Source organism: Synechococcus sp. NB0720_010, from assembly GCF_023078835.1.
Lineage (GTDB): Bacteria > Cyanobacteriota > Cyanobacteriia > PCC-6307 > Cyanobiaceae > Vulcanococcus.
The window spans coordinates 2,289,969-2,304,736 of the sequence record NZ_CP090898.1 but is presented as its reverse complement, the minus strand read 5'-3'; the positions used below and the strand labels follow the sequence as shown (position 1 = coordinate 2,304,736).

17 protein-coding genes are annotated in these 14,768 nt (G+C 63.9%); 9 read left to right on the top strand and 8 right to left on the bottom strand.

What is annotated here, in order from left to right; genetic code table 11:
* Positions 1–24: 24 nt before the first annotated feature.
* Positions 25–291 (top strand): YciI family protein, encoded by a 267-nt coding sequence (locus LY254_RS12205; RefSeq protein ID WP_010315887.1) that lies wholly within the window; start codon positions 25–27, stop codon positions 289–291.
* A 1-nt stretch (position 292) separates the two neighbouring features.
* Here the strand turns inward: LY254_RS12205 and LY254_RS12200 are convergent, their stop codons facing one another.
* Positions 293–628, bottom strand: a complete 336-nt coding sequence (locus LY254_RS12200; protein ID WP_247477475.1) for a c-type cytochrome — start codon at positions 626–628, stop codon at positions 293–295.
* A 98-nt stretch (positions 629–726) separates the two neighbouring features.
* On the opposite strand from LY254_RS12200, the gene LY254_RS12195 reads away from it, so the two are divergent.
* A complete protein-coding gene (locus tag LY254_RS12195) occupies positions 727–1,905 on the top strand; it encodes a DNA repair exonuclease (RefSeq protein ID WP_247477472.1) in 1,179 nt (392 codons plus the stop codon).
* A gap of 3 nt (positions 1,906–1,908) precedes the next feature.
* On the top strand, positions 1,909–4,596 hold the full coding sequence (locus tag LY254_RS12190; RefSeq protein ID WP_247477470.1) for a hypothetical protein: 2,688 nt from the start codon (positions 1,909–1,911) through the stop codon (positions 4,594–4,596).
* A 9-nt stretch (positions 4,597–4,605) separates the two neighbouring features.
* Here LY254_RS12190 and LY254_RS12185 read toward each other — a convergent pair whose 3' ends face one another.
* A complete protein-coding gene (locus LY254_RS12185; protein WP_010315879.1) occupies positions 4,606–4,971 on the bottom strand; it encodes an AbrB family transcriptional regulator in 366 nt (121 codons plus the stop codon).
* A 120-nt stretch (positions 4,972–5,091) separates the two neighbouring features.
* On the opposite strand from LY254_RS12185, the gene LY254_RS12180 reads away from it, so the two are divergent.
* Positions 5,092–5,565, top strand: coding sequence for a GNAT family N-acetyltransferase (locus LY254_RS12180; protein WP_247477468.1), 474 nt, complete (start codon positions 5,092–5,094; stop codon positions 5,563–5,565).
* Entirely contained in the window at positions 5,565–6,098 is a 534-nt protein-coding gene (locus LY254_RS12175) for a Nif11 domain/cupin domain-containing protein (protein ID WP_247477467.1), read from the top strand. Before LY254_RS12180 ends, LY254_RS12175 begins: the two co-directional genes overlap by 1 nt.
* On the opposite strand, the gene LY254_RS12170 is transcribed toward LY254_RS12175, so the two are convergent.
* The 5 genes from LY254_RS12170 to LY254_RS12150 are packed head-to-tail and all read right to left on the bottom strand — an operon-like array spanning position 6,034 to position 8,486.
* Positions 6,034–6,522: a phosphate-starvation-inducible PsiE family protein gene (locus LY254_RS12170; protein WP_010315872.1), complete on the bottom strand. Its 489-nt coding sequence runs from the start codon at positions 6,520–6,522 to the stop codon at positions 6,034–6,036. The genes LY254_RS12175 and LY254_RS12170 overlap by 65 nt on opposite strands.
* Positions 6,519–6,764: a hypothetical protein gene (locus LY254_RS12165; RefSeq protein WP_010315870.1), complete on the bottom strand. Its 246-nt coding sequence runs from the start codon at positions 6,762–6,764 to the stop codon at positions 6,519–6,521. The genes LY254_RS12170 and LY254_RS12165 overlap by 4 nt, the downstream gene beginning before the upstream one ends.
* Before the next feature lie 47 nt (positions 6,765–6,811).
* A complete protein-coding gene (locus LY254_RS12160) occupies positions 6,812–7,141 on the bottom strand; it encodes a hypothetical protein (protein ID WP_247477465.1) in 330 nt (109 codons plus the stop codon).
* The gene (locus LY254_RS12155) at positions 7,141–7,506 is read right to left on the bottom strand and encodes a YkvA family protein (RefSeq protein ID WP_010315866.1); all 366 of its coding nucleotides are present in this window, start codon (positions 7,504–7,506) and stop codon (positions 7,141–7,143) included. The genes LY254_RS12160 and LY254_RS12155 overlap by 1 nt, the downstream gene beginning before the upstream one ends.
* Before the next feature lie 44 nt (positions 7,507–7,550).
* Complete coding sequence (locus LY254_RS12150) at positions 7,551–8,486, bottom strand: RNA polymerase sigma factor RpoD/SigA (RefSeq protein WP_247477463.1); 936 nt, start codon at positions 8,484–8,486, stop codon at positions 7,551–7,553.
* A gap of 194 nt (positions 8,487–8,680) precedes the next feature.
* Between LY254_RS12150 and LY254_RS12145 the strand changes: the two genes are divergently transcribed.
* Genes LY254_RS12145 through LY254_RS12130 form a run of 4 tightly spaced genes read left to right on the top strand, consistent with a single transcriptional unit; the run spans position 8,681 to position 14,058 of the window.
* On the top strand, positions 8,681–9,178 hold the full coding sequence (locus LY254_RS12145) for a DUF2214 family protein (protein ID WP_010315862.1): 498 nt from the start codon (positions 8,681–8,683) through the stop codon (positions 9,176–9,178).
* 8 nt (positions 9,179–9,186) lie between these two features.
* Positions 9,187–9,840: a peptidase gene (locus LY254_RS12140; protein ID WP_247477461.1), complete on the top strand. Its 654-nt coding sequence runs from the start codon at positions 9,187–9,189 to the stop codon at positions 9,838–9,840.
* On the top strand, positions 9,837–12,980 hold the full coding sequence (locus LY254_RS12135) for an efflux RND transporter permease subunit (RefSeq protein WP_247477460.1): 3,144 nt from the start codon (positions 9,837–9,839) through the stop codon (positions 12,978–12,980). Before LY254_RS12140 ends, LY254_RS12135 begins: the two co-directional genes overlap by 4 nt.
* The gene (locus tag LY254_RS12130) at positions 12,973–14,058 is read left to right on the top strand and encodes an efflux RND transporter periplasmic adaptor subunit (protein ID WP_247477459.1); all 1,086 of its coding nucleotides are present in this window, start codon (positions 12,973–12,975) and stop codon (positions 14,056–14,058) included. Before LY254_RS12135 ends, LY254_RS12130 begins: the two co-directional genes overlap by 8 nt.
* Here LY254_RS12130 and hisIE read toward each other — a convergent pair.
* Positions 14,055–14,750, bottom strand: coding sequence for a bifunctional phosphoribosyl-AMP cyclohydrolase/phosphoribosyl-ATP diphosphatase HisIE (gene hisIE, locus LY254_RS12125; RefSeq protein ID WP_247477455.1), 696 nt, complete (start codon positions 14,748–14,750; stop codon positions 14,055–14,057). The two genes, LY254_RS12130 and hisIE, sit on opposite strands and share 4 nt — an antisense overlap.
* Positions 14,751–14,768: the final 18 nt, after the last annotated feature.

Here is a 14,768-nt window from a genome sequence, read left to right as displayed (position 1 = left end):
TTGCTCGCACACGCCTGCTGATCCGTGCGCTTTGTTCTCTGGGGGACCTACTGCGAGAACGCGCTGGAGAAACGCACCCCTTACCGCGAGGAGCATCTCGCGGGGCTGCAGCGCCAAAAGGATGACGGCGTATTGATCACCCTGGGACCCACGGAAACCAGCAGCCACGTCTTCGGGATCTACGAGGCCGAGTCCAAGCAGCAGGTGGTGGATCTGCTCCACAACGATGTGTATTGGCGCCAGGGAATCTGGACGGCCCTCGAGGTCTACCCCTGGATCCAGGCCTTCTAGATCAAGCCTTCGGCCAACCGGCTTGGCTCTGCTGCCAGACCCACTCAGCCACCTGCTGGACACCGTCCTCACCCAGGGCCTCGACGTAGCCGCTCATCTGTCCCTGGCCCTGGGCAGCGATCGCCGCAATGGCCTCCTGGGAGGCAATGCCCTGGCGCTCTAGGGCCGCCAACTTCAAGGTTTTGCCGCGGCGAATGATGTTGCCGCCATTGAGGTGACAGCCCGCGCAGTGGAGCTCAAACAATTGGGCACCATCGGCCCAGGCAGGTTGGGCCACGCTCAAACCCAGCACCAACACCAGAGCCAACAACAGCCGGCGCAGCAACGCAAAGGACATCGGGTCAAGGGCAAGGGGGGCGCAGCGCGCCAAGCGTCAGTCTGACCGGCCCACTCCCGGTGTGTCCGCGCTCAAATAGCCCCACACCCACGCACCCCATGCTGTCCTTTCTGCACAGCGCCGACTGGCAGATCGGCAAGCCCTACGCCCGGGTCCAGGACCCCGACAAGCGGGCCAAGTTGCGGCAGGTGCGCATCGCCGCCATCGATCAAATCGGTCAATGCGCCAAGGAGCAGGCGGCCGCCTTCCTCCTGGTCGCCGGTGATCTCTTTGACTCACCAACCCCCAGCAGCAGTGACATCAGTGCGGTCTGCCAGGCCCTCGGCCGCCTGAGCTGCCCGGTGCTGGTGATTCCTGGCAACCATGACCACGGTGCCCCAGGCAGTGTCTGGCACCAACGTTTTTTCCAGGAGGAGTGCCAGCGCCGGGCCCCCAACCTCCAGGTGCTCCTGAGCCGCGAACCGCTCGTGCTGGAGCAGGCGATCGTGCTGCCCTGCCCGCTGTTGCGCCGCACGGACAGCCAGGACCCCACCGCATGGGTGCGATCGATCGATTGGGCCTCACTGCCCAGCGACCGCCCTCGCCTCCTGCTTGCCCATGGCTCCATCCATGGTTTTGGCTCCGATGACCTGGATGCCGATGAGGAGAATCCCACCAGCGCCCAAAACCAACTGCGCCTGGACGCTGGCCTACTGGAGCAGCTGGACTACGTCGCCCTGGGGGATTGGCATGGCCTCAAGCAGGTCCATGCCAAGGCCTGGTACAGCGGGACCCCGGAGCCCGATCGCTTTCCTCGCCATGACGCCTACCGCGATGGAGTCGTCCTGGCGGTGCGCGCTGAGCGGGGGAGTCTTCCCAAGGTGACCCCTCTGGCGACTGCGATGCTGCAATGGCACGCCACGGCGGTGCGGCTGAGCAGCGACGCGGAGCTGGAGCGCTTTGAAGCGCAGCTCCAGACGCTCCTGGGCGACGAGCCAGGACAACATCTTCTGCTGCTGGAGGAGAGCGGCAGCCTGAGCCTCGAGGGTCATCGCCGCTACGACGCGCTGATCGAGCGGTTGGAGGCACAACTGCTGCGGCTCAAGCGCCGCGGGCGCTGCGCCCAGGCTCCCGATCCAATCGAACTCAAGGCCCTCAGCCAGCGCCCCAGTGACCCCTTGATTGCCAACGTCGCCCATCGCCTTCAGAGCGAATTGGCGGACAGCGCGCTGCTGGAGGAGCGGCGCGAACTGCTGCAGCTGGCCCTGGCCGAACTGCACCGCTGCGCAGGGGAGTAAGCCATGCACCTGCTCTCCTGCCGCCTGCAACGGGTTCGTCAACACCTCGATCTAGAGCTCAGCTTTGGTCGCCAACTGACCCTGGTCGGCGGGGTCAACGAATCGGGCAAAAGCACCCTGGTGGAGGCACTCCACAAAACCCTCTTCCTGCGCTCCACCGCCACCGGGCGCGGTGTGGAGGAGCTGCGCTCACGCACCCATGGCGGCCTGCCGGAGGTCGAGCTCTGTTTTGCCGCCCAGGGAGAACGCTGGACGCTGCGCAAACGCTTCGCTGGTGCCGGGGGAACCTGTCAGCTCAGCAACCAGAAAGGGCAGGCCCTCAGTGGTCCAGCAGCGGAAGAAGAGCTGGCGCGGCTGCTCGGCCTGGAGGGTCCCGTCGAAGGCAGGCGGATCGCGCAGCTGCCCGAGCGCTGGGCCCACCTCTGGGTGCGGCAGGGGGACGCAGGCTTCAACCCCCTGGAGGGGAAGCCGGAGAGCTACGACTACGAGCGGCTGCTCCAGCAGCTTCAATCCAAGACCGATCTAGGAACGCTGCAGTCCCCCCTGGATCGCCAGGTGGTCGAGCAACTCCAGCAGCGCCTGGGACAGGTGTTCACTCCGACGGGGCGCGTGAAGGCCGGATCAGCCCTCGCCCAAGTGCTGCAACGGGAACAGGAGTGCCTGGAGGAGCTGAACGGGGCCAAACAACAACTGCTCGAGCTCGAACAAGCCATGGAGCGCCTGGGCGCCATCGCCGAGAGGCTCCACTGCATTGACCAGGACCTGCGGCCCGCCTTACTGAGAGAGCGGGAACTGGAGCAGCAACAGCAGTTGCTGCAGGCGGAACTTGAACCGGTGCTGCTGCAACGCCAGACCCTTGAGCAACAGCAGAAACAACAGCAGGAACTCAAGCGAACCCAGCAGGAGCAGCAGCAAGAGCAACTCCTGCTGCAAGAGCAGCTGAAGCGGGCACTCGAGCAGGACGCCCTCAAAACCGAGCAGCAGCAGAAGCAGGAGCAGCAGATCGCAGCCGCTCAGCAACAGCTGCAAACCCTGCGGACGCGGCAAGAGGGAGTGCGTCAGCGGCTCGACCTCCTGCAACTGCGTAGGGAGCGCCAACAGCTTGAAGCCCACCAGCAGGAGATGAACCGCCTGCAGTCAGAAGCGAACCGGCTCAAGCAAACCCTGTCCCAACTGCCGCCGATCGATGCCGAACAGGTGCGCGGACTGCGGCGCGCCGAGCAGGCCCTCGCCCAGGCCCAGGCGCGGCTGGAGGCCATGGCCACCAGCATCGAAGTGATCCAAAGCGATCAGGCCATCACGCTCGCCGGTGAAGCGATCCAGGCCGGAGAGAAGCGCCAGCTCAACAGCATCACTGAACTGCAGGTTGGAGCTGCCGTCCGCCTACGGGTGAGCCCCGGCGGCGGCGACGCGCTGCCCCAGGCCCAGGCTCAGCTGGAGCGCTGCCGCCAAGACTGCGAACGGTTAACCCAGCAGCTCGGGGCCGTCAACAGCGAAGCCGCGGAGGCGATTGAGCAACAACGGCGCAGCCTGGAGCGGGATCTCAGCGACCTTCGCAGCGCAGCCAAGGCCATCCCCTGGTCCGGGCTGAGCGAACGTCTCAGTGCCTTGCTCCCGCGCCAGCAGGACCTGGAGCAAGCCATCAGTCTCGATCGCCAGGAGGGACTGCCCAGCGATCCAACGGCACTCGAAGAGCTGGACACGCAGCTACGCCAGACCATCCAGCAACAAAGCAGCGCCCTCGATCAGCAGCTGCAACAGCATCAGCAACAGCGGCAACAGGAGCTAGCCCAGAGCCGCCAGCTGGAGCAATGCCGCAATCGGCTCGAGCAACTCGCCGGCTCCTTGGCGATGGTCGAGCAACGACTGCAACAAGAGTCAACCCCAGCGAGCGTCGAGCAGCTCCAACACCTGGAGCAAGACGTCAAGGAGCGGCGAGCGGTCCTAGCGGCGATGGAGAGCGAACGAAAAACATTGCAGCAACACCGCCAGGGATCCGTTGGGGCCCTGCAACTGCTCGAGCAGCTCAACCAGGAGAAAGAGCTTCTCCTCAATGAGCGGGGGCAGAACGAACAGCGCTGCGCCAGCCTGGGAGCCCAAAACCCCAGTGCTCAACTGGAGCTAGCCCAGGCCCGCTGGGAGAACGTCCAGCAGGAACGCCAAACGCAAGAACGGGAGGCCAACGCTCTGCAACTGCTGCAGGAGCACTTCCATCAGGCCCAAGCTGAGCTGGCCAATCGCTACAGCGAACCGCTCTGTTCAGCCCTCAATCCCTACCTCGGGGCCCTCTTGCCGACAGGAGCGGAGAAGGCCCTGTTGGCCTTCAATCCCAAACATGGCTTCCAGCAACTGCAACTGCTGCAGGACAGCCAGGCCTATGACTTTGCGCGACTCAGTGGAGGCATGCGCGAACAATTCGCAGGGGCGCTGCGACTGGCCATGGCCGAAGTCCTGATGGGTGCCTATGACGGTGCCCTGCCCTTGGTCTTCGACGACGCCTTTACCAATACCGATCGGCAACGCCTCGATCCATTGCAAGCAATGTTGCAGCGGGGGATGGAGCAGGGGATTCAAATCATCCTGCTCAGCTGCCATCCCGAGGACTATCAAAACGTTCTGGGCTGGGCACAAAAAAGCCCCCTCCAATCGCTGGAGGGGGCCAATGGCGTGGAGGTCACGCTCAGCCGTTAGGGCTGTCGATCACTCTTCGTCTTCGTCGCTGCCGCCGGCGGGAATCAGACGGATCTGCTTACGGCCGAGCTTGATTTCGAACTCGTCACCGGGCTGAAGATCCAGCATGGCGGTGTAGGCCTTACCGATCAGCAGGTTGCCGTTGCCCTGAACGGTGGCGATGTAGCTGAGCTTGCGGCCACCCTTGCCGACCTTGCTGCTCACGCCAAGCTCAACACCCTTGGCCTCGAGAAGCGCTTCGTAGAAAGCGGTGAAGTTCAGACGCTCGCCGCCGTCCTTCTTGGAGGAGACATAACCGCAAGCGCGGACGATATCGGACTTACTTACATCGCCAAGCTCTTTAACTTTGGCCAGAAGATCGGAACCGGTGAGCATTGAGGTAGAGGGCTTGAGCCAGATACTCGTGCAACATACAACACGGTTTAACTAGGCACCAGCTCCATGAAGATCAAACCAAGCCAGAATTCGGCAAGGAGTTGAGTATCAAAGGCCTCGATGCATCGAATCCGTGAATTACGCAGGGACGAGCACTCTGAGGCGATCACGATTTATCAGAAGGCCGTCCTGAGTTGCGACCCGAAGCTGTACACGCAGGCACAAAGAGAAGCCTGGGCCAGTCAAGGTCCGGCACTAGCACTTCAGCTCGAGCGCGGTCGCGCCCTGGCCAGCGAAGCAACGGATGGAGGCGTCCTCGCCTTTGCCCTGCGGGATCCAAGCCAACGCCTATCCCTGCTCTATTGCCATCCTGAACACCAGCAGCGGGGCCATGGACGCGCCCTGATTGAGGCCATTGAGGCGGAAGCGACTCAGGACAAGCTCGGCGCCCTCGTCACCGAAGCCAGCCTGATCTCCACCCCTCTACTGCTGAAGCTGGGCTGGCGGATCCGCTGGAGAGAAGAGCTCCTGATCCGCGGGGTGCACTTCGAGCGGTTCAACCTCAGCAAAACGCTGAACCCGATACTGAGCTGATGGCCGAAGCCCAGCTCCAACAGTTCCTCCAGAAGATCCAACAGCTCAATGCCTTCGTGGCCTTGACTGAAGCCCAGCCCGAGCTTCGGCAAGCCCTCAGAGACTGCAGCAACCACCACGATGTGGTCCAACTGGCAGCCCAATTTGGCTTTGACATCGGCCGGCGCTGGGGGGACAGCAGCCCCCAGCCAGACAGGCCCGCTGATCAACCCAATCTGCTGCGGGGGGACTGCCCGGAGTCAGGCCAGGAACAAACCGACGTGCTCGCCAGTGGACAGAACTGGCGCCTCGAGCGAATTCATTCCTGCCAGGCCAGCAGCCCAGCCGAGGGCTGGTACGACCAAGAGGAGAGCGAATGGGTTCTGGTTCTGCGCGGAAGTGCGTCGCTGCACTTTGAAGACGAAGAGCAGCCGCGGGACCTCTGCGTCGGCGATGCGCTGATGATTGCGCCGCATCGCCGCCATCGGGTTACGGCAACCGACCCGAATCCTGGGACGGTCTGGCTAGCTCTGTTCTGGTCGGTGGGCGCTTGAGGTTGGATTGCCGCACCAGCCAATAGGCGGCAGCGAGGGAGAGGATCGCCACCCCCAAGCCAATCAGAACCGCAGGGTCCTTCTGCATCCCCGGGGGAGAAACGATCACCTTGCGGGACACGGCGGTCAGGGCCGTGACCAGCACTAATTCGATCTGAATCACATGCTCCCGCAGGTAAGCGGTGAGGTTCTGCAGCACCTCCAGGGCAATCAGGATCACCAGCACCTGATCCAACAGGCTCACCAGGCCCTCACCGGTCCAATTGACCTGCAAATCCAGCAGGTCACTGCCCAAAAAGATCAGGAGCTGAAGGGTCGCGACCACCAACACCACGGTGAGGGTGACCGAGAGGACCTTGGCCAGAGCGCGTTCGAAACCCGAGATTCCTCGCAGGAACGCGCGATCACAAAACAGAGACTTCAATTGCGAAAGGGCGTGTACTGAGGCTTAGCCGGAGTATCCCCCGGAGGGTTCACCAACTTGGTGTCGCAGGTGATACTTCCGTCGGCCGCCGTCACGCAGTTCTTGGGTTCCACGGTGGTGGAGGGGCCCACATTGCTGCCGGGTCCCCAGAGGAAACTCTCCGCCTGGGCATGAACGGCCGAAGGCATTGCAGCACCCAGGGCCGCAACGGACGCCCAAGCCAGCCAACGCGCGCAGGTCATCTCAACGGTGCAACGTGCACCCACTGTGACGTGAGTGCAGGCCTCCGTCAGCCGTCTCCGACTTCCAGTCGGATTTCTTCCAGGAGCAGATCCAATTGCCCAAGGGAGTCCTCAACGGCTGGAGCGGCATCGGCGGAACCAACCCCGCCTTGGTCCTCGCTCTGCCAGACCGCCTCAATGGCACAGAGACGTTCAGCCAGGCCCACCAAACCGTCACGGCGGTAGGTGCGGTCCAACTCATCCAGAAGGACCGGCATCCGAATCGAGCTTGCCCGCAGGGCTCGCCGCAGGTCCGACTGGGTCCGGCCGCTGTGGCGGAGCCAATCCTTGATGAACGATTGCAGTTCGTCTAACTGCTCAGAGGTCAGAGCAGCCATCAGCGCGTCGGAGGAAACCAGCGATCCAGTTTGCGCTGCGCCCGCATCCGAATGGGTTCGCTCATGTGACTCGAGCAGAGACCGAGCAGGGCGGTCAAGGCCACCAGGTCATCGCTGAAGCCCGCCGCCGGGATGAAGTCCGGGATCAAATCAACCGGAACCAGCAGATAGGTCAGGGCCGCCAGCATCGTCAGGCGAACCTGTGGCGGGGTGCCGGAATCCAGCAACAACTCGAGGCATTCGATGGCAGGCCGCGCGATCGCGCGACCTGCACGACGCAGGAGGCGTCGCAGCGCGCCCTCATCGACCTCGGTGCTGCCCAGCACTTGGGCATCAATGGGTTGAGCAGCAGGATCGACAGCCATGGGCTGGTGTCACCTCAAGCGGTGACACCATTCTGAAGGCCGACCTACTGAACGACAGAACTGACGTCGACCAATCCGCTCTGGATGCCCACTTTGCGCAGCTTGCGCAGGGCCCGCTGGACCACCTGACGGCAGTACTCCCGACTGCAGCCCAGGAGACGGGCCACCTCAGCGAGGGTGCGCCACTCATGGCTGCCATCGAGACCAAAGCGCAGCATCACGACAGTGCGCTCTTTCGGCGTGAGGTTGGACTGATCCAGAAGCTTCCAAACCGCGGCATTGCGCTCCGCCAGTTCACAGCGCTCCATGGGAGGCAGATCCTCACTAGGAAGCACATCCACCAGTTCCGTGGGATCGGATTTGGATTTGACGATGCCCTGCAGGCTGACGGTGACGCTGCGGAGCTCACAACCGAGCAAATCCTCAATTTCATCGAGCGGCAAACCCAACGCTGTGGCCAGCTGTTGTGAATTAGGCGCCATGCCATTGCGCTGCATCAAACGCGCCTTTGCAGCCCGCAAACGTGTCAGTTTTTCGTTGACATTGACAGGAATACGAATCGTGCGACTTTGGGTCGAGAGCGCACGGTTGAGTCCCTGGCGAATCCACCAGTAGGCATAAGTACTGAAGCGGTGGCCGCGGGTGGGGTCGTACTTCTCAACGGCTCGGGTCAGACCCAGGGTCCCCTCTTGAATCAGGTCCAACAGGTCAAGTCCCTTGCCCTGGTAACGCTTTGCCAGGTTGACCACCAAGCGCAGGTTGGCCGTGATCATCTGATCTTTAGCCCGCTCGCCCACACGCATCGTGCGCTTCTCGATGTCGTTGTAGCTGCAGGCTTCACCAACACCACCAGCCATGGTGCAGCGCTCGTGCAGCTGCACCATGGCTTGTACCTTGCGGCCAAGCATCAGCTCTTGCTCTGGCGTCAACAACTGGTGACGACCAATTTCACCCAAGAAAGCACTCAGCGAGCTGGCCATGTTTGCGCGTTCTGCTGATTTGAACCTAAGGGGTTTTTGACTCAAAAAAGAAAGCCACTAAAAAGCTTCCAACTTTCAAAATTGCTTCCCAAATTCAGACTTATTTCCCAATTGCAGATTGGCTTCCAAAGCCTGAACAAAACCAGCTCAGTCGCTCGCTCGCTACGGTCTGAGGCCCCATCCAGTCCAAGGCAATGCCCGCCCCGGCTCTGATCGCCGACATCGCACCGACCGTTCTCACCCGAGCGGGCGTGGCCTACGTCCACTACCTGAGCTTCATGCTCTGCTTCGGCGCCCTCGTGCTGGAGCGTCGCCTGATCCAGCCCAACCCCAACCGCAAGGACGCCACCTTGATGGTGATCACCGATGTGGTCTACGGAATGGCGGCCCTCGCCCTCCTGGTGAGCGGGATCCTGCGGGTGATGTACTTCGGACAGGGCTCAGAGTTCTATACGGAGAACCCTCTGTTCTGGTGGAAGGTCGGCCTCTACCTCTCCGTGGGTGGCCTCTCCCTCTACCCCACGATCACCTACATCACCTGGGCCATCCCTTTGCGCAAAGGGGAACTGCCCCAGGTCAGCGAAGGCCTGGCCAAGCGGCTGGCCTGGATCCTCAACATTGAACTGGTGGGTTTTGCCCTGATTCCTTTCCTGGCCACCTTGATGGCCCGGGGCGTCGGCCTGCCTGGTTAGCCCCAGCAATGGAGCTACCGCCTCCAGCCTGCCCCCTGGCCTCTGAGGTGCGCCCCTGGTCCGGCCAGGGGCCGCTCTTGATCGAGCCGGTCCAGACCACCGCCAGCAGCGCTGGCTACAGCAGTCGTCTCAAGACCACACCCGCAGGCTGGCCCCATCGCAAGCAGTGGTGCGTCTGGGTGGAGCCCGTGACCACCCAGGGGCCTGGGGCGATTTGGCAGCAGCGCTGGCATCAGGCGGTGCAGGCTGCCCTGCGCACCTGGCAAGACCAGCTGCCGATTCACCTGGTCACCGAGCCGCTGCGGGCCCACGTTCTGGTGGAGCGGCGTCGGCCTCCCCTGCTCAATAACCGCGCCAGCAATGGACGGGCCCTGCTTCAGTTGCGTGAGGTCCGCGGGGATCAGCGCTGGTCCCTCGAGCCGCTGGTGACCGTGCTGATCAGCCCCGGGCAAGCGCAAACGGCCATTCAGGCCACCAGCCTGCATGAATTGGGCCACGCCTTTGGTCTCTGGGGCCATAGCGACCAAGCCGGCGATGCGCTGGCGGTCAAGGCCGGAGCGGTCCCGGTCCTGCAGCTGAGCCCCAGGGATCAAGCCACCCTGAAGTGGTTGCAAGAACAGCCCGGTTTGACCCAGGCTGATCAGCCCAGCACCCAGCCATGACTCCGCCCAGGCGGACCCTCTCAGACCTGTTCTTGAGACGGCCCGTATTCAGCTTGGTGCTGAGTCTGCTGCTGCTGCTCATGGGAGCCCTGAGCTTGAGCGGCCTGCAGGTCGAGAACCTGCCGAGCATTGCCCCCGGACGGGTCAGTGTCCGCAGCTCCTACCCCGGCGGCAGCCCCGAGGTGGTGGAGCAGGGGGTGACCGCCTTAATCGAGCAGCAGCTCAACGGACTCGAGCGGCTCGAGAGCATCCGCTCCAGCAGCAGCAGCAGTGGCAGCAGCATCCGGCTGAACTTCCGCGGCGGCTCCCCCGAACTCAATCAGGTCAACACCCAAAACGAAATCGCCCAGGTGCTGCGGCGGCTACCAGCCCAGGTCGCTCGCCTGGGCGTGCAGGTCAGGCGCAGCTCCGATGACCTCTTAATGGTCCTGAGCTTCAGCGCAGATCCGAAGCGCTACACCCCGCAGTTCCTCAATGGCTGGGTCAGCCAGGTGGTGCAGCAGCGGCTCCAGCGGGTCGAGGGGGTTGGCGATGTGCGTCTGTTTGGCGGAAGCCCGTTGGCCTTCCGGCTCTGGCTCAACCCCGCGGCACTGCTAGAGCGTCAACTGACAATCAACGATGTCGAGCGGGCCCTGCAGGCCCAGAACGTCCTAGCCGCACTGGGACAAACCGGCGAAGCGCCCATGCCCCCGGGGCAGGCCACCACCCTCCCGCTCGAGATGGAGGGCCGGCTGCGCAGCAGCGAAGAACTCGAACAACTGGTGGTCGGCGAGGGCCCCGAAGGCGGAGTCGTGCTGCTGAGGGACATCGGCCGCGTGGGTCTGGGCAGTGAGAGCTATGACGCCATCGCCACGAACCTCCAGGGCAGCAGCGCTGTGGCCATTGGCGTCTACCAGCGGGATGGCACCAATGCCCTGGCGGTCAGTGAGGCGGTGGAGCAGGCCTTAGCGGAGCTCCAGCCGGACATTCCCCCTGGCATTGATCTGCAGCTGATCGTCAACGAAGCCGAGACGATTCGCACCAGCATTGGTGAGACCGCCGGCAGCCTCCGGGATGCGGTACTGCTGGTGTTTCTTGCCCTGCTGCTGGGGCTTGGCAACAGCCGTCTAGCCCTGATCAGCGCCCTGGCGGTTCCGGTCTCTCTGTTGGGGTCGATCAGCCTGATCAAGCTGGCCGGCGGCTCCATCAACACCCTCAGCCTGTTTGGGATGGTGCTGGCCTCGGGCCTGGTGGTCGACGACGCCATCGTCGTTAGTGAGGACATCGGACGGCGGCTGGAAGCGGGGGCCTCCCCCTTGGCCGCCGCCCGCGAATCCATGGCGGAGCTCGGTGGGGCGGTGGTGGCGACCTCCCTGGTGCTGGTGGTCGTCTTCCTGCCGGTGATCGGGCTGGAGGGAAGCGTGGGCCGGCTCTACGCGCCCATCGCCATCAGCATCAGTGCCGCCATTGCGGTCTCGACGTTTAACGCCATCAGCTTCACGCCGGTGGCGGCCAGCCGCCTGCTCCACGCGGAACAACGCGAGCCCGCCTGGCTGCTGCGCTGGATTGATCCGCCCCGGCGCTGGCTGGAATCCTTGGAGGCCCCCTACGGCCGCTGGCTGGAGGGCTCCCTCAAGCTGCGGCGCCGCGTCATGGCCAGCGTCCTGGTGGGCCTGTTGGTGACCGCCCTGGGGCTGAGCTGGAGACCGACGGCCTTCATTCCCCAGGAGGACAATGGCCAACTACGGGGGGTCGTTGTGCTGCCGGAGGGGCTCTCCCTGCAGCGCACCGAGGCGGTGATGCAACAGGTCCAAGCGCTGGCGGAGGCGGACCCCGCGATTCGAACCGGCAACTTCTATGCCGGCCGTTCCTTTGGGGACAGCACCCCCAACAAGGGACTGCTCTTCCTGCGGCTTCAGCCGATCGGCAAGCGGGGGCCTGGACGCCCCAGCACCGAGGCGGTGGCCCAACGGCTCAACCGCCAACTGCGCAAAACGATCTCCGGGGCCACGGTGATCGTCAGCCAGCCCCCCAGCGTGCGCGGCTTCAGCAGCGAAGGGGGATTGGAGCTCGAGCTGCTGGACACCAGCAACGGGCAGTTCTCGCTGCAGCAATTTGCGGGCGAGGCCCAACGCCTGATCCAAGCGGCCAATGCCAGCGGATTGTTTGAGCGGGTCTCCACCCGCTTCAGCGCCGATTCCCCGCTCCTGCGGCTGGAGCCCGATCGCCTGCAGATGGCCTCCCTCGGCGTGGAACTGAGCCAACTGGTCAGCACCCTGCAGGCCAGCCTGGGCAGCAGCTACGTCAACGACAGCTTTGAGGGCGATCAGGTCCGCCGGGTGATTGTGCAGCTGGATGGAGAGGGCCGGCGCAACCTCGACGACGTCCTCGCCCTGCAGGTGCGCGCCAAATCAGGAACCCTGATCCCCGTTGGCCAGTTGGTGCGCGTGGAGGCCTCCAGTGGGGCCAGCACGATCAACCACAGCCGCCTGGTGCGCTCCATCAGCATTCGTGCCCTACCAGCCTCGGGGGTCAGCACCGGCCAAGCCATGGCTGAGCTCGAGCGGCTGCAGGGGCAACTGGGCGGACGGCGCACGGACCTGGCCTGGACCGGTCTAGCGGAGGAAGAGAAACGCTCCGGCGGCAGCACCGTCCGGGTCTTTTCCCTGGCGGTCTTGGTCATGGCGCTGGTGCTGGCCGGCCTCTACGAGAACCTGCTGGACCCGTTCATCATCTTGATCACCGTTCCCCTAGCCCTGCTTGGAGCACTGGGCGGCCTGGTGCTGCGCGGTCTGCCCCTGGATGTCTATGGCCAGATGGGACTGCTGGTCCTGGTGGCCCTGGCCGCCAAAAACGGAATCTTGATCGTGGAATTTGCCAATCAACGGTTGCGGGAGGGACTGAACCTGGACCAGGCCATCCGCGACTCCGCCCGCTCCAGGCTGCGGCCGATCCTGCTGACGGCCATCTCCTCCCTGGCGGGGTTTCTGCCCCTGCTGCTGGCCAGCGGCAGTAGCGCCAGCAGCCGCATCAGCATCGGCACTGTGGTGTTCTTTGGCCTACTGGTGGCCACCGTTTTGAGCCTATTTGTCGTGCCCAGTAGCTACAGGTTGATCAAGGGCTGGGAGCTCGAGCTCAAAGCCCGGAGGAGCCATGGCTAAAGCACTCTGGCCAGGTCTGGCCGCCCTTGGACTACTCGCACTCTGCGGCTGCGGCAGCTCGACTGGGCGTCCGCCGCAGAAGGTCACGGCCGCTCCACTTGAGCGGGAGGTGTTCGTGCAAAGCATCGACACCGTCAGCACCCTGGAGGCCACCGATGAAATCGAGCTGGCGGCCCAGGCCGGTGGACGAATCCAACGGGTCCTGGTCCAATCCGGTCAGTCCGTTGAGGCCGGGCAACTGCTGCTGGTCCTCGATCAAACCCAGCTCAAGGCGGACGTCTCAGCCCTGCAGGCCCAAAGCAAGAGCGATCAACTGGCCTTTGAGCGACTGGCCGGCTTGGCCCAGGAAGGGGCGGCAACCGCGCTACAGCGCGATGAATTCGAAGCCAAAGCGATCGGCTCGCGCCAAGCCCTGACGGCAAAGTTGGCGGACCTCTCCTACAAGGATGTACGGGCCCCCATCGCTGGGGTCATCAGTGATCTGAGCGTCAAAGCAGGGGATGTCCTCCAGGCCGGAAGCCCCTTTAGCCGGATCATCCGCAACGAAGCCCTGCAGGCCCGGATCGACGTGCCGGCCGGCCAGGCGAACCGGCTCGCCAGCGGGCAGCTGGTGCAACTACTCGATGGTCAAGGGCAGCGCCCCGTCGCCAAGGGGAGGGTGACGATGATCGATCCCAACATCAACGCCAAAAGTCAGACCCTGCTGGCCAAGGCCAAGATCGAGAATCCTCAGGGCATGCTTCGCGACGGGCAGCGCCTGCGAACCCGTTTGATCATTGGCGCGGAGCGTCACCTGGCTATTCCGTTTGAGGCGGTCACGCGCCAATTTGGCCAGACCTTCGTCTTCGTCGTTGGCACCCCTGCCCAATGGAAAAAAGACCCGGGCAAGACGCCATTGGCGACCATTGAGCGCCTACCGGCGGGCAGCAACGTGGCGCTCCAGCGCAGCGTCACCCTGGGCCCCCTGCAGGGGGATCGCTATCCGGTCCTCAAAGGCCTCTCGGCCACCGATCGGGTGATCCTGAGCAACGGCAGCGGGCTCCGCCATGGGACCCCCGTTCGTCTCAAACAGCCCTAGTCGCGGCGCGGAGCACCCCGGCGGGAGGCCAACACCTCCTGCACCCGGCGCCAGCTCACGCCGTGATGGGCCAAAGCAACCTGCAGGTGAAAGACGATGTCGGCCGCCTCACCCGCCATCTCCTCAGGACTGTTGTCCTTGCAGGCCATCACAAACTCGGCGCTCTCCTCACCGATTTTTTTGAGGATCCGGTTATCGCCGCCCTCGAGCAACTTGTTGGTGTAGCTGCCGGGTTCCGGCTGGTCACGGCGTCCTTCGATCACCCGCATTAACTCCGTGCAGACATCGGCGGGCGGGGGAGCGGCGCCGGCACCACCAGCCGTCGGGCTCGGTCCATCGTCATAGAAGCAACTGCGCGCTCCGGTGTGGCAGGCCACATCGCCGCGCTGCTCGATCGTGAGCAGCAGCACGTCGGCATCGCAGTCGTAGCGCAGGCCGCGCAGGGCCTGGGTATGGCCACTGGTGGCACCTTTGTGCCAAAGCTCCTGGCGGGAGCGACTCCAGTAGTGCACTTCGCCCGTGGCGAAGGTGCGCTCAATCGCCTCGTGGTTCATCCAGGCGACCATCAGGACCGCCCCGTCGAGCCAGTCCTGAGCCACCGCCGGGATCAGGCCGGCCTCGTTAAAACGAAGGGAGCGAATGAAGGCCGGATCTGGGGCCTGAAATGATGCCTGCAAGGGCTGCCGATCCATCTACCCCGATCCTCCCTC